Source organism: Tsuneonella aeria, assembly GCF_009827495.1.
GTDB classification, from domain to species: domain Bacteria; phylum Pseudomonadota; class Alphaproteobacteria; order Sphingomonadales; family Sphingomonadaceae; genus Tsuneonella; species Tsuneonella aeria.
The window spans coordinates 1,938,853-1,953,092 of the sequence record NZ_WTZA01000001.1 but is presented as its reverse complement, the minus strand read 5'-3'; the positions used below and the strand labels follow the sequence as shown (position 1 = coordinate 1,953,092).

The following is a 14,240-nucleotide window of genomic DNA, read 5'->3' as shown; positions in this document are numbered from 1 at the left end:
CCGTCACTTGGCGCGCGCCATCGCGCTGGGGGTGGTGCGCCGCAGGGTATCCAGCGCATAGCTTAGCTGGAAATCCTCGATGCCCTTCGCCTTCAGCTGTTCGGCAGTCTGCTGGAAGCGCGGATCGTCCTTGCGGTCCTTTTCCAGTTCCTCGTCCTTGAGAGCGGCTTCGTTGACGAGATGCCCGCGCAGGTCGGATTCGCGCAGGCGGAATTTCTCACGCTTGGCGAGGTCCGGATCGGACAGCTGCGGCACCTGGATGTCGGGCGTGATGCCGCCTTCCTGCACGGAATGGCCCGACGGGGTGAAATAGCGCGCCGTAGTGAGCTTGAGCGCGGCGGTCTGGCCGAGCGGGAGGAGCGTCTGCACGCTGCCCTTGCCGAAGCTGCGTTCGCCCATCACCACCGCGCGGTTCTGGTCCTTGAGCGCGCCGGCGACGATCTCGCTGGCGGAAGCCGACCCAGCATCGATCAGCACGATGATCGGGACGCCCTTGGCCATGTCGCCCTTGAACACGCTTTCGGCATTGTAGACGATCGATTCGCCGCGAGCGCGCCCGCGCTGCGACACGATCTGCCCTTTTTCCAGGAACAAGTCCGACAGGGCAACAGCCTCGTCGAGCGAACCGCCCGGGTTCTGCCGCAGGTCGAGCACAAGGCCGTTCAGCCGCCCGCCGGCTTCGCGCTTCAGGTCGTTGTAGGCGGCGAACACGTCGGAGCCCACGTCGCGGCTGAATTCGTTGACCGAAATCGTGCCGATGCCGCCGGCTTCCAGCTTGTGCGTCACCGGTTCCAGCTCGATCACGCCGCGGGTGACGGTGACGTCGAACGGTTCTTCCCGGCCGGTGCGGAAGATCGTCAGGCGGATGGTGCTGCCGGCGACGCCGCGCATCTGCGCCACGGCATCGTCAAGCTCGCCCCCGTAAACCAGCTTTCCGTCGAGGTGGGTGATATAATCGCCCGCCTTGATGCCCACCTTGTCTGCCGGACTGCCCTTGAACGGGCTGATGACCTTCACCGCCCCGTCTTCCATCACCACCGAGAGGCCGAGGCCGGAATAATTCCCGTCGATCATCGTCTCCAGGCGTTGGAGATCGCCGCCGTCGAGATATCCGGAGTGCGGATCGAGGCTGGCGAGCATGCCGTCGATCGCTCCGCGGATCAGCTTGTCGTCGTCGACCGGCTCGACATAGCTCGCCTTGATCCGCTGGTAGACCGCGAACAGCTTGGCGAACTCCGGCCCGGCCCGGCCATCGACCTGGGCAAGCCCGGCGGTCGTCGCGGGCAGCAGCGCGACCGCGCTGACCAGCGCGGCGGAACGGACGAGAGCGGCGAAATTCATGGCGGCTTCCTGCGATACGGCGATCGGGGGTCTGCGGAACGATCGACCGACCTTATCGCGCGCGCGCTGTTAACGCCAGATGAGGCTTAGCGGAGCAGGAGTGCGGGATTGACCGGCGTGCCATCCTTGCGCAGCTCCAGGCCGATGACGGCGCCGCGGGCCGTGCCTGCCCCCGCCACGCCGAGCGGCGCCCCTCCCACGAGCGTTTCACCCACCGCCACGTCCACCCGGGCGAGGCCGGTGACCAGGCTGGTGTAACCGCCTGCGTGCTCGATGATCACGATCCGGTCAAACCCGCGAAAGGGGCCGGCAAAGGCCACCCGCCCCGCGGCCGGCGCAACGACTTGCGCGCCCTGGGCGCCAGCCAGCGCGATGCCGCGCGTGCGGCTGCCGCTGTCGTCCCGCATGCCGAAACCGCTGACGATGCGTCCCGCCACCGGCAGCTGGTACGCGAGCGTCGCGGGCCGAGAAACCGGCAGCGCGGCTTCGGGCGCGCGGATGCCTGCTCCTCCCGATGGCCGCAGGGTGGGTCCGGGGAGTGCAGCGAGTTCGCGCCGCAGAGACCCTGCGCGGTCGAGCTCGGCCGCCAGCGAATCGAGGTCGCGCGCCTGTTCCCCCAACGCGAGCGCCCGCTCCGCCTCGCGCGCCGCGGCGCCGCTGGCTGCGCGGGAGGCGAGCCGCTGGCGCGATTCGAGCGCGGCAAGCTCCTGCCTGCGCGCGGCGAGGCGCCGCCTTTCCTCCGCCAGGGCGAGCGCGGCCCGCTCGGCATCGGCTTCGATCTGGCGCGCCCGCGCGAGCTCGGCGCGCACCGCGGCGGTGCGGCGGCGCACTTCGGGCAAGCTCGCATCCAGCATGGCCCGCAAATAGACGGTGTCGCGCAGCGATCCGGGGCGCAGGATGGCAACCGCCAGCGGACGGCGCGCGAGCCTCTGGAGCCCGGCGGTGAGGCGCACCAGCGGGGTCCGGCGCTCCGCCAACCGGCGGTCGAGCGCCAATCTTTCGCGGCGGGCGATACCCATTCGCGCTTCGGCCGCTGCCACCCCGGCTTCGGACTGCTGGATGCGGGCGGCGAGCGCTGCTGCCTCCCGTGCGGTACTGTCTGCGGCGGCCTCCACCCCTTGCGCGCTGGCCTCCAGCCGCGCGGCGCGCACCGCGGCGCTGCGGGACTGGGCCTGGGCCCGGACCAGCGCGTCGCGCAGTTCGGCCGCGTCAGGATTTGCCTCCGCGACCTGCGCACCGGCCGGCGCGGTGTGCCACCAGGCCGCCAGTGCGGCGAACGGCATCAGGACCATCAGGGCACGGGCAGGCTTCATTGCAGGGCGCTTGTGCCCGATCAGCCGCCGCGATGGTAGGGATGTCCCGTCAGAATCGTGGTCGCGCGATAGAGCTGCTCCACCAGCATCGCGCGGGCGAGCAGGTGCGGCCAGGTCATCGCGCCCATCGCCAGCAGGAGATCGGCGCTTGCGCGGTCAGCCTCCGCATGACCATCCGCCGCGCCGAGGACGAAGCGCACCTCCCGCACCCCTTCCTCGCGCCAGCGGGCGAGTTGCGCCGCCAGGGCCTCGCTCGAAAGCTGCCGCCCGCGCTCGTCGAGCAAGACGGTGCGCGAATGGGCCGCAGGTTCAGGTGCGCGGCCGCCCGCGTCGGGGAGTTCGGTGAGCCGGAACGGCCATTGCAGCCGCTTTTCGTAACGTGCCACGAGCTCCGCTTCGGGCGAGCGCCCGATCTTGCCGCGGGCGATAACGTGCAGCAGCATCGGTCTTCAGGCGCCGGGGCCGAGAACTGGCAGTGGTCGCCCGACCGTCAGGCCGCGCCTTCCGCCGCCGGCTTCTCGTCGCCGAAGCCCCACATGCGTTCCAGGTTGTAGAAGCTGCGGACTTCCGGGCGGAACAGGTGAACCACAACGTCGCCCGCGTCGATCAGCACCCAGTCCGCCGCGGGCAGCCCTTCGACCCGTGCGGCACCGAAGCCTTCCTTCTTGACCCGCTCGGCCAGTTTCTGGGCCATTGCCGCCACCTGGCGCGTCGATCGCCCGGCCGCGATCACCATGTAATCGGCGATCGAACTCTTTCCGGCGAGCGGGATGGAGACGATGTCCTGCGCCTGGTCGTCGTCAAGCTGGGCCATCACCAGCGCGTGCAGGCGGTCGGCCGGACGCTCGCTGGCTGGATCAGTCTGGGGCATGGCGGCCCGGGTCGGTGCGCCGGCAGTGGCCGTCGCCGAATGCGCCTGATTCATAGGCGTGATGCGTGCTCCTGAAGCAAGGGACTTGTCTCATCGCAGGGATAACGCGCGTCATCGCCGCGTGGTTTCCCCGTCACATATCAAGGCGTGTGTGACCGCGTCGCGCAAGCCCGTGCCTGACAGCCGCGAAGCCCAGTCCGGATCGGCGCGGCGGATCGCCGTTGCCGAGATCGGATCGGGATCGTGATCGAGATAGGCCAGGGCCGGTGCGCTCCATCTGCGCGAGTGCTTGAGACTGGACGCGGTCGCCGAAAAGCGCCGCAGCCAGGCCGCCGCGTGGCTCGCGGTGGCTTGGCGATAGTAACCCGGCCGGGCGAAGACCGCAATCGGCATGCTGCGCGCAATGCCGCGCCAGTCGCGCCACTGGTCGAACTGGGCGAGGTTGTCCGCCCCCATCAGCCACACGAACTGCCGGGCGGGAAAGCGGCGGCGCAGGGCGCGCAGGGTGTCCGCCGTGTAGCGCGTGCCGAGCTCCCGCTCGATCGCGGTCACGCGAATGGGAGCGCGGCGCGCCTGTTCAAGGGCGGAGGTGAAGCGCGCTTCCAGCGGCGCCATCCCGGCCGCCGGCTTCAGCGGATTTCCGGGCGAGACGAGCCACCACACTTCGTCGAGCCCCAGCTCCGCGATCGCCGCCAGGCTGATCGCCCGGTGGCCGCGATGCGCCGGATTGAAGCTGCCGCCCAGCAATCCCGTTCGCGGACCGTCTCGCTTCATGGATCAGGCAGGCGTCCGGCGCGGCGGCACGGCTTGATCGCTGCGCCCCAGGCGGAGCGGTCCGGTCGATCCGAGACGGTTGAGCTGCATGCCGACCATATCCCTTGCGCGGCGGGTCAGCCGCGAACCTGCCCGCTTCCCCGGACCAGCCACTTGTAGGTCGTGAGCCCTTCCAGCGCCACCGGGCCCCGCGCGTGGAGCCGGCCCGTCGCAATGCCGATCTCCGCACCGAGCCCGAACTCGCCGCCGTCGGCGAACTGGCTGGAGGCGTTGTGCATCACGATCGCCGAATCGACGCGGGCCAGGAAGCACTCCGCCACCGCGGCGTCTTCGGTGATGATGACATCGGTATGCCCCGACCCGTGGCGCGCGATGTGCGCCATGGCGTCATCCGGCCCGTCGACGATAGCCACCGAGAGCACGGCATCGAGATATTCCGTGTCCCAGTCCGCGTCATGGGCTGGCCCGATCCGCGGGTCGATGGCCTGCGCCCGCGCGTCGCCCCTAAGGGCGCATCCGGCGGCCATCAGGCCTGCGAGCACGGCGCCCGCCCCGGGGAAAGCGGCGTCAATCAATAGCGTTTCCATCGCGCCGCAAATCCCCGTCCGGCGCATCTTGGCATCAATGACCACGGCGTCGGCCTTCCCCGGATCGGCGGCCGCGTGGACATATGTCGTGTTCATGCCGTCGAGGTGCGCGAGGACCGGCACCCGCGCGTCGGCCTGCACGCGCGCGACGAGACCTTTGCCGCCGCGCGGGACGATCATGTCGATGAGGCCGGCCGCGCCCAGCATGGCGCCCACCAGAGCCCGATCCTGCGAGGGGACGAGCTGGACGGCGGCGGCCGGCACGCCAGCGGACGCAAGTCCCCGGGCGAACGCAGCGTGAATCGCGCGATTGGAATGCACCGCTTCGCTGCCTCCGCGCAGCAGCACCGCATTGCCGGCGCGCACGCACAGCGCCGCCGCGTCGGCGGTCACGTTGGGCCGGCTTTCGTAGATGATGCCGATGAGGCCGATGGGAATGCGGACACGCTCCAGCACGAGGCCATTGGGCCGCACGTCGCGCGAGATCACCTCCCCCGTGGGGTCGGGAAGGTCGGCGACCGCGTTCACCGCGTCGGCAATGCCTGCAAGCCGCGCGTCGTCGAGCAGGAGGCGGTCGAGCAGCGCCGGGCTCAACCCCGCGGTCTGCGCGGCCGCCATATCCCGGACATTGGCCGCCAGAATGGCTTCCGAATCTTCCCTCAGCGCGGCAGCAGCGGCGCGGATCGCGGATGCGCGGCCCTCTCCCGGCATGGCGGCAAGATCAGCTTGCGCGGCACGCGCGCCGAGCGCCAGCGCTTCGATTGTAGCGACGGGATCGTGCGTGCCTGCGGTGTTCATGCGTTGATCCTAGCACCGAAGGGGGACAGCGCCAGCGGCCGCGATGCAGCGCGGGCAAACCATTATTTGGACATATCGTTCCCGCTAAGAATCGAAAATTTCGTCGCTAAAAACGTTTCATCGCATGACTCAACCCGTTGGGCCCGAGTCCGGGCGACTCGATTCGACGTTAACCTGCCAAGCCGTTAGCTGCGCGGCCGGGATTAAACGGGGCCAAGGGTCGAAACGCAAATGATCGCAGCCGCTGGCGGATTTGTAAGCCGCCTGCGCGCCATGTTCCCGGATCGCGAGTTGATCATGCGGTCGCAGGGACAGGTTCGCTTCATCAAGCTCTCTGCGCGCATGCAGATGGCCGTAACCGGAATTGCGCTCGCGGCGCTTGTCGCATGGGCTGCGTCCATCGCGGTCATGGGCTGGCTGCAGTATCGCGCATCGGCCGATCGCATGTCCTTGCTCGAGCGCGAGGCGCAGGTCGCCACCTCGCAGGACCGGGTCGATGCGTATCGGCAGGATATCGGCGCCATCGCCGACGATCTCGCGCGCCGGCAGGCATTCATTGAAGAAGTGGTCGACTCGCTGCCCGCCGATGCCCGCGACGGCGAAACGGTCAGCGATTCGGCCGGCGAAGCTGCAGGGACGGTCAGCAAGATCAGCGCCCTCATCCCGGAAGCGAGCGGGCTCGCCCGGGTCGAGGCGCGCCAGATCGCGTTCGTGGAGCGGCTGACCCGCTATGCCGATCGCCGCGCCGAAGATTCCGCTCGCGCCATCCGGCGTTTCGGGCTCGACCCCAACGCGATGATCCGCGGCGCCGACCGGCGGGCGATGGGTGGTCCGCTCGAACGGCTCGCCACTTCCAACGACGGGTCGATCGATCCGCGATTCGAACGGCTCGGGCTCAGCCTCGCGCGGATGGACGCGCTCGAGCGCGGTCTCGAGGGGATTCCGAGCTATCGCCCGGCGGCGGTCGAGATGCTGACCAGCAGTTTCGGCGTGCGGCGCGATCCGTTCACCGGGGCAGCGGCGATGCATTCCGGCCTCGATTTCCGTGGTCCGACCGGCGCGCCGATCTATGCCGCCGCCACCGGCCGGGTTATCTTCGTGGGCGTGAAGTCGGGTTACGGCAACGTCGTCGAGATCAGCCACGGTAACGGCATGGTTACGCGTTACGCGCATATGTCGCGCTTCGCTTCGCGCGTCGGCCAGACGGTCGAGGCCGGCGACGTGATCGGCGCGATCGGCTCTACCGGCCGGTCGACCGGGCCTCACCTTCACTTCGAGGTTCGCATCAACGATCGCGCGGTCAATCCGCGCCCCTTCCTGGAAGCTGCGCCCCATGTTCACAAAGAAGCCCGACGCGAACGGAGCGAGCCTGCACGTGGCTAAGCCGGCTTCCGTGGGGTCGTTCTCCGTCATCGGCAGCGACGTGGTTATCACGGGCGACGTTTCGGCGTCGGCGGACCTGCACGTCGACGGCCGGATCGAGGGCGACATCCGCTGTGCCAGCCTGGTCCAGGGCGAAGGCAGCCATATCGAAGGCGCCGTCTCCGCCGAAAGCGCGCGTCTTGCCGGTTCGGTCAGCGGATCGATCTCGGCCCGCGAGCTGGTCATTCTGAAGACTGCCCGCATCCACGGCGATGTGCACTACGATGCGCTGACCATCGAACAGGGCGCCGATGTCGAAGGTCGCCTGGCCCACCGCACCCCGGCGGAGCCTGCGCGCATGGGCGATGGGGAACCGAAGCTGACGCTCGCCAGCTGAAGGTCAGCCGAGTTCCGCGCGGAGAGCCTTGCGGTCGAGCTTGCCGACCATCGTCTTGGGCAATTGTTCGCGGATATCCACCCCGCTGACCCGTTCGTGCTTGCCGACCCGGGCGTTGAGCCAGGTTGCGAGTTCTTCCGCTGACACCGCCGCCACGTCATCCTCCAGCGTCACGAACGCGCGGGGCATTTCGCCGAGGTATGCGTCGGGCAGGCCCAGCACCAGCGTTTCCTTGACCGCCGGATGTTCCAGCAGCACGGCTTCGACCTGGCTCGGGAAGACCTTGAACCCGCCGACTGCAATCATGTCCTTGATGCGGTCGACGATGGCGATGAAGCCATTGTCGCCGATGCGGGCGACGTCGCCGGTCCGCAGCCAGCGGGTGCCCGCGATTTCGGCGAACGCGTCTTTCGCGGCGGCCGGGCGATTCCAGTAGCCGGCCATGATCTGCGGGCCGGCGACGATCAACTCGCCGGGCTCGCCTGCCGGCGGCGGCCGGGTCGGGTCCTCCTTGTCGAGCAGGCGGACCCTGGTGTGCGGCAGAACCTGGCCGATCGTGCCCGGATGGCGTTCGCCGAGATAGGGGTTTGTCGATACGACACCGCTCGATTCGGTAAGGCCGTATCCTTCGACGAGACGCGAACCGGTGGCGCTTTCCCATTCATCACGTACGGGCGCCGGCAATGGCGCCCCGCCCGATATGCACACGCGGAGCGAGGAGAAATCGGTTTTCGCCAGCGCGGGATGATCGAGCAGGGCCTGATACATCGTGGGCACGCCGGGAAAGGCCGTGGCACGGACCCGTTGCAGCGTCTTGAGCGCCTGCCCCGCGTCGAACCGCGGCAACATGGCGATGCATCCCCGATTGGCGACCGTCCGGTTGAGAACGCAGGTGTTCGCGAACACGTGGAACAGCGGCAGGACACCCAGGATCACGTCGCGCGCACCGTGGTCGGGATCGATTGCCTGGACCTGCAGCGCGTTGGTGACGAGATTGGCGTGCGTGAGCATCGCTCCCTTCGGCCGCCCCGTGGTGCCGCCCGTGTACTGGAGCAGCGCGAGATCATCGGGCGACACTTCGGGAAATTCCGCCGACCCGTCCGACAGCATATCGCCCCACCGCAGCACATCGGGGCGCGAAGGGATCGCAGCGATGCTCTTGCGGCCCAGGAGAGCCAGGGCGATCCGCTTGGGCCACGGCAACATGGCGCCGAGGCTTCCCACCACGAGCGTTTCCAGCGCGGAGCCTGCCAACACTTTCAGCGCGGTCGGCAGCAGGCTGGCGACGTCCACCGTGACCAGGAGCTTCGCACCCGAATCGGCGACTTGTGCGGAAAGCTCCTCCACCGAATACAGCGGTGAGAAATTGACCACCACCGCGCCTGCCATCATCGCGCCGTAATACGCCGCAAGGTAGATCGGTACGTTGGGAAGGAACAGGCCGACGCGGTCCCCGGGCCGGATCCCCCGCGCGGCGAGGCCCGAGGCGAACCGCACCGCCTCCGCATGGACGGTTCGATAATCGTAAGTCCGGCCGAGGAAATCGATGGCCGGCGCGCTCGGCGCCTTCCGCGCCGCGTCTTCCAGCAAGGTCGGGACCGTCCGCCGCGGAATCGCGATGTCCCATGGGCACGGGTGCCGGTACTGGTCGGGAGAAGGATGGTCGGGCGCGCTAATGACATCCATGTCAGTATGGATGCGGGATTCCGGCGCGCTTTACAAGCGACCGTGCGCCGCCGAACGCGAACCCGTCCCGCCTGGCGGAGACGAGCCATTATCGCACAAGGAAAGCGGGCCCTGCGCCGACTGCCAGTCGGCGGGGGGCAAGACCGTCAGCCCTGGCCGCCTGCGGCTTCTTCTGCCCGCTTGGCTTCGAGCCATGCGGCTGCTTCGGCTTCCTGCGCCGCTTCGACCGCGACCTTGGCGGCAACTTCGCGTTCGGCGCGCAGTTCGGTGATCAGCGCTTCGCGATCGTTGCCGAGGCGCGCATCGCGCGAGCCTGCGTCTTCTTCCAGGCCCGCCTTCTTCGCCGCCTTGGCGACCATCGCGTCCAGTTCCCGCTGCGAGCAGAGGCCGAGCGTGACGGGATCCTTGGGGTTGATGTTGGCGATGTTCCAGTGGCTGCGGTCACGGATCGCGGTGATCGTGTTGCGCGTGGTGCCGATCAGCTTGGAAATCTGCGCGTCGGATACTTCGGGATGATTGCGCAGGATCCAGGCGATGCCGTCCGGCTTGTCCTGCCGCTTGGAAACCGGCGTGTACCGCGGGCCCTTGGTGCGGCTGACCGCGACGGGCACCTTGTGCATCTTCAGGCGGTATTCGGAGTCCGCCTGGCCGCGCTCGATCTCCTCGTTGGTGAGTTCGCCGGCGTGGACGGGATCGCGGCCGGTGTACTTCGCGCCGGCCAGATCGTCGGCCATCGCCTGCACTTCCAGGATGTGTAGGCCGCAGAATTCGGCAATCTGTTCGAAGCTCAACGCGGTGTTATCGACCAGCCAGGTGGCGGTCGCATGCGGCATCAGCGGAGTGGGTTGGTCGGCCATGGAGGGGTCCTGAAAATAGCGAGGCCGCCCCTCGCGGGGCGGCCGTTGCCATGCGATCTAGGCTATCGAACCCCTCAGGGCAAGGGTTACGCGGCGGAAGGAAGTTCCGCAGGCCTCCGTCCGCGCGCACGCCGCACAGCGAGCAGATCGACGACCTTTCGCACCGGCGCGGCAGCGCGCGGCAGGCGCGAGGTCGTGCCGGGATTGTTGCCCACCAGCCCGTTTTCCCAGTCTTGCAGCATAGCGTCTCGCCCCGGATGGAACCCTGTCACGGGCACCGATGGCACACCGATGTGACGGCAACGCGAAACTTGTCGGTCCATGATGCGTCAATATGACAGAACGGAGGCGGTCGGCCCGGTCAGCTTGCCGCGACCGCCAGTACGATCTTTCCGATATGATCCCCTTGCTCCATCCGCAGGTGCGCCGCAGAAACGTCCGCGAGGGGGAACGTCCGGTCCATCACCGGGCGTACCGTCCCGTCTGCCACCAGCGGCCAGGCATTGTTCGCGATCTCGTCGGCCAGCAGCGTCTTGAATTCGGCAGAGCGCGCACGGAGGGTGGAACCCGTCAGGTGCAGGCGCTTGCGCATCACCAGCGCCATGTCGATCGTCGCCTTGAGGCCACCGAGCACGGCAATGGTGACGTGGCGGCCATCTTCGGCAAGGCACTGGAGGTTCCGCGCGACGTAATCTCCCGAAACCATGTCGAGCACGACGTTCACACCGTTACCGCCCGTGAACGCCTTCACCTCCTCCACGAAATCCTGCGTCTTGTAGTTGATCGCAAGGTCCGCCCCCAGGGCGCGGATCGCGGCGCACTTGTCAGCGCTGCCGGCCGTGGCGATGACTGTCAGGCCGAACGCCTTGCCCAGCATGATCGCCATCGTGCCGATACCGCTGGTGCCGCCGTGGACCAGCAGCATCTCGCCTTCGCGGGCATAGGCCCGTTCGAATACGTTGTGCCACACGGTGAACAGCGTTTCGGGCAGCGCAGCCGCCTCTGCCAGCGAGACCCCGGCGGGGACCGGCAGGCAGTGATTGGCGTTCGCGAGGCAATATTCGGCGTACCCACCGCCCGAGACCAGTGCGCAGACCAACTGGCCCATGAGGTCGCCCGCCACGGCATCGCCTTGCGACACAACCTCGCCCGCGACCTCCAGACCCGGTATCGGCGAAGCACCGGGCGGTGCCGGATAGAACCCCTGGCGCTGGATCACGTCGGGCCGGTTGACCCCGGCATAGGCGACCCGGATCAGCACTTCGTCCGGACCGGGCCTTGGCACCGGCAGCGTTTCTTCCCGGAATACCTCCGGACCGCCGGGCGCATCGAGGCCCATCGCGGTCATCGTTGCGGGTATCGGCTGTCCCATGCGTGTCACCCCTGTTGCGCGAATGCGACAACGCGCCGCGCGTGCTGCGGGTAGCCGTGCCGGCCATTGACAGCAAGCGGGCGCAAGCGCGAAGATTCGCGGATGGACGACGACAACCGTCCCCGCCCCAAAGGTGACGCGGCCAGCCTCCTCGCGAAGGAGGACCTGTCTCCCTATTCCCTCGCCGAACTGGACGACCGGATCGCGCTGCTGGAGGCGGAAATCGCGCGGGTGGCCGATCACCGGCGCAAGTCCGCGGCCCATCGAAGCGCCGCCGACGCCCTGTTCGGCAAGCCGCGTACATGACCGCCGGCCCTCGCAATCGGCGAAGGCTCTCCCATATCGATGGCAGGCCCGTTCGGGCACACGCGATCACGGCGCGCGCCCGGCCGCCGATCCTACCCGCTGCCCCCCAGTTGCGCGCAATCGCGCGTTCACGTTCGCTGACGAAAGATACCTGAATGCCCAGTTTCGCCCAGAACCTCGAAAAATCCCTGCACGCGGCGCTCCATGGGGCGTCCGAACGCCATCACGAATACGCGACGCTGGAACACCTGCTGCTCGCGCTGATCGACGATGACGATGCGGCACAGGTCATGATCGCGTGCGGGGTCGACCTGGCCGAGCTGGGCGAGGTGGTGCGCCGATACCTCGACGAGGAATACCAGAAGCTGGAAACTTCCGAGCGGGCCGATCCGCAACCCACCGCGGGGTTCCAGCGGGTGATCCAGCGCGCGATCCTGCACGTCCAGTCGAGCGGCAAGGATACCGTGACCGGCGCCAACGTGCTCGTCGCCCTGTTTTCCGAACGTGACAGCTACGCAGTCTATTTCCTGCAGCAGCAGGACATGAGCCGGCTGGATGCAGTAAGCTACATCAGCCACGGCATCGGCAAGGGTGGCAAGCCGGCCGACATCAAACCGCCGCAGGGCACCGATTCGGCCGCGGGCGGAGAGGAGGGCAAGGCCGAGACCAAGGGGGGCAAGGATGCCTCCGCGCTCGACCAGTTTACCGTGAACCTCAATGAAAAGGCGCGGAACGGCAAAGTCGACCCGCTGATCGGCCGCGGGCCGGAAGTCGACCGGACGGTCCAGATTCTCTGCCGGCGAAGCAAGAACAACCCGCTCTACGTGGGCGATCCCGGTGTCGGCAAGACCGCCATCGCCGAAGGGCTCGCCCGCAAGATCGTCGAAGGCGACGTGCCCGAAGTGCTGGAGCCGGCGGTGATCTACAGCCTCGACATGGGCGCGCTGCTGGCGGGCACCCGCTATCGCGGCGATTTCGAGGAGCGGCTGAAGCAGGTCGTCTCCGAGCTCGAAAAGCTCCCGCATGCGGTGCTGTTCATCGACGAAATTCACACGGTAATTGGCGCCGGGGCCACCAGCGGCGGCGCGATGGACGCATCCAATCTGCTGAAGCCGGCGCTGAGCGGCGGCACCATCCGCTGCATCGGCTCGACCACGTACAAGGAATTCCGCAACCACTTCGAAAAGGATCGCGCGCTGCTGCGCCGATTCCAGAAGATCGACGTGAACGAACCCACGATCGAGGACACGATCAAGATCCTGCGCGGCCTGCGCACGGCGTTCGAGGAACACCACAAAGTCACCTACACGCCCGACGCGATCAAGACCGCCGTCGAACTGTCGGCACGCTACATCAACGACCGCAAGTTGCCCGACAAGGCGATCGACGTGATCGACGAAGTCGGCGCGATGCAGATGCTGGTGCCGCCATCCAAGCGGAAGAAAAAGATCACCGCGCGCGAGATCGAGCAGGTCATCGCGACGATGGCCCGCATCCCGCCCAAGAGCGTGTCGAGCGACGACAAGAAGGCGCTGGAGCACCTGGAGCGTGACTTAAAGCAGGTCGTCTACGGCCAGGACGCGGCGGTGAAAAAACTGTCGACCGCGATGAAGCTTTCCCGCGCGGGGCTGCGCGATCCGGACAAGCCCATCGGCAGCTTCCTGTTCTCCGGCCCAACCGGTGTCGGCAAGACCGAAGTTGCGCGCCAGCTCGCCAGCATCATGGGCATTCCGCTGCAGCGCTTCGACATGTCGGAATACATGGAACGCCATTCGGTCAGCCGGTTGATCGGCGCGCCCCCGGGCTATGTCGGGTATGATCAGGGCGGCCTGCTGACCGACGCGGTCGACCAGCAGCCGCATAGCGTCCTGCTGCTCGACGAGATCGAGAAAGCGCACCCCGACCTGTTCAACATCCTGCTGCAGGTGATGGATAACGGCCGCCTGACCGATCATCACGGCAAGACGGTCGATTTCCGCAACGTCGTGCTAATCATGACCACCAACGCCGGCGCGAGCGACATGGCGCGCCAGGGCATCGGGTTCGGCGACGTGTCCAAGGAAGACGCGCAGGAAGAGGCGGTGAAGCGCATGTTCACGCCGGAATTCCGCAACCGGCTCGATGCGATCGTTCCGTTCACCTACCTGGGCCGCGAGACCGTGGCGCGGGTGGTGGACAAGTTCATCCTCCAGCTCGAGCTGCAGCTGGCCGAGCAGAACGTTCACATCCAGTTCGACGGCGATGCGCGGGCGTGGCTGGCGGATCGCGGTTATGACAAGCTTTACGGCGCCCGTCCGATGAGCCGCCTGATCCAGGAAAAGATCAAGCAGCCGCTGGCCGAGGAACTCTTGTTCGGCAAGCTCGCCGATGGGGGGGAAGTGCATGTGACGGTGAAGCACGACCAGCCCGCGTTCGAGCTCACGCCGGCCCCTCCCAAGGGGAAGGCGTCACGCAAGGCCAGGACCGCCGGGAAGGACAAACCCGCGGCCGAGGCGTCCGAGAGCAAGTCCGAGGACTAGGAGCCACCCGGAACCGGTGGGGTTCCGGACGGTCCCGGAACCGAGTACCCGCCCGGC

At 67.7% G+C, this 14,240-nt stretch carries 14 protein-coding genes; 4 read left to right on the top strand and 10 right to left on the bottom strand.

Annotated elements, in window-relative coordinates:
* Positions 1-3 precede the first annotated feature (3 nt).
* The 6 genes from GRI40_RS09625 to GRI40_RS09600 form a co-directional block, all read right to left on the bottom strand.
* Positions 4-1,341 carry a S41 family peptidase gene (locus tag GRI40_RS09625; protein ID WP_160611112.1) on the bottom strand — a complete coding sequence of 446 codons (1,338 nt, stop codon included), beginning with the start codon at positions 1,339-1,341 and terminating at the stop codon, positions 4-6.
* Positions 1,342-1,427: 86 nt separating this feature from the next.
* A complete protein-coding gene (locus tag GRI40_RS09620) occupies positions 1,428-2,654 on the bottom strand; it encodes a murein hydrolase activator EnvC family protein (RefSeq protein ID WP_160611111.1) in 1,227 nt (408 codons plus the stop codon).
* 20 nt (positions 2,655-2,674) lie between these two features.
* A complete protein-coding gene (locus tag GRI40_RS09615) occupies positions 2,675-3,097 on the bottom strand; it encodes a 23S rRNA (pseudouridine(1915)-N(3))-methyltransferase RlmH (RefSeq protein ID WP_160611110.1) in 423 nt (140 codons plus the stop codon).
* A gap of 47 nt (positions 3,098-3,144) precedes the next feature.
* Positions 3,145-3,579 carry a ribosome silencing factor gene (rsfS, locus tag GRI40_RS09610; protein ID WP_160611109.1) on the bottom strand — a complete coding sequence of 145 codons (435 nt, stop codon included), beginning with the start codon at positions 3,577-3,579 and terminating at the stop codon, positions 3,145-3,147.
* A gap of 57 nt (positions 3,580-3,636) precedes the next feature.
* A complete protein-coding gene (locus tag GRI40_RS09605) occupies positions 3,637-4,299 on the bottom strand; it encodes a nicotinate-nucleotide adenylyltransferase (RefSeq protein WP_160611108.1) in 663 nt (220 codons plus the stop codon).
* Between the two features lie 116 nt (positions 4,300-4,415).
* Positions 4,416-5,684 carry a glutamate-5-semialdehyde dehydrogenase gene (locus tag GRI40_RS09600; RefSeq protein ID WP_160611107.1) on the bottom strand — a complete coding sequence of 423 codons (1,269 nt, stop codon included), beginning with the start codon at positions 5,682-5,684 and terminating at the stop codon, positions 4,416-4,418.
* Between the two features lie 231 nt (positions 5,685-5,915).
* Between GRI40_RS09600 and GRI40_RS09595 the strand changes: the two genes are divergently transcribed.
* Both GRI40_RS09595 and GRI40_RS09590 read left to right on the top strand, forming a co-directional pair.
* Positions 5,916-7,067 carry a M23 family metallopeptidase gene (locus tag GRI40_RS09595; RefSeq protein WP_237489034.1) on the top strand — a complete coding sequence of 384 codons (1,152 nt, stop codon included), beginning with the start codon at positions 5,916-5,918 and terminating at the stop codon, positions 7,065-7,067.
* Positions 7,060-7,443 carry a bactofilin family protein gene (locus tag GRI40_RS09590; protein WP_337190536.1) on the top strand — a complete coding sequence of 128 codons (384 nt, stop codon included), beginning with the start codon at positions 7,060-7,062 and terminating at the stop codon, positions 7,441-7,443. Before GRI40_RS09595 ends, GRI40_RS09590 begins: the two co-directional genes overlap by 8 nt.
* A gap of 3 nt (positions 7,444-7,446) precedes the next feature.
* On the opposite strand, the gene GRI40_RS09585 is transcribed toward GRI40_RS09590, so the two are convergent.
* The 4 genes from GRI40_RS09585 to GRI40_RS09570 all read right to left on the bottom strand — a co-directional run bounded on the left by GRI40_RS09585 (position 7,447) and on the right by GRI40_RS09570 (position 11,358).
* On the bottom strand, positions 7,447-9,129 hold the full coding sequence (locus GRI40_RS09585) for a long-chain-fatty-acid--CoA ligase (protein ID WP_160611105.1): 1,683 nt from the start codon (positions 9,127-9,129) through the stop codon (positions 7,447-7,449).
* Positions 9,130-9,275: 146 nt separating this feature from the next.
* Entirely contained in the window at positions 9,276-9,986 is a 711-nt protein-coding gene (locus tag GRI40_RS09580) for a DUF1013 domain-containing protein (protein ID WP_160611104.1), read from the bottom strand.
* Positions 9,987-10,072: 86 nt separating this feature from the next.
* Positions 10,073-10,228, bottom strand: coding sequence for a hypothetical protein (locus tag GRI40_RS09575; protein WP_160611103.1), 156 nt, complete (start codon positions 10,226-10,228; stop codon positions 10,073-10,075).
* Positions 10,229-10,347: 119 nt separating this feature from the next.
* Complete coding sequence (locus tag GRI40_RS09570) at positions 10,348-11,358, bottom strand: NAD(P)H-quinone oxidoreductase (protein ID WP_160611102.1); 1,011 nt, start codon at positions 11,356-11,358, stop codon at positions 10,348-10,350.
* Positions 11,359-11,460: 102 nt separating this feature from the next.
* Here GRI40_RS09570 and GRI40_RS09565 point away from each other — a divergent pair, with 102 nt between their 5' ends.
* Positions 11,461-11,664 carry a DUF1192 domain-containing protein gene (locus tag GRI40_RS09565; protein ID WP_160611101.1) on the top strand — a complete coding sequence of 68 codons (204 nt, stop codon included), beginning with the start codon at positions 11,461-11,463 and terminating at the stop codon, positions 11,662-11,664.
* Positions 11,665-11,819: 155 nt separating this feature from the next.
* Positions 11,820-14,183 (top strand): ATP-dependent Clp protease ATP-binding subunit ClpA, encoded by a 2,364-nt coding sequence (gene clpA, locus GRI40_RS09560; RefSeq protein ID WP_160611100.1) that lies wholly within the window; start codon positions 11,820-11,822, stop codon positions 14,181-14,183.
* Positions 14,184-14,240: the final 57 nt, after the last annotated feature.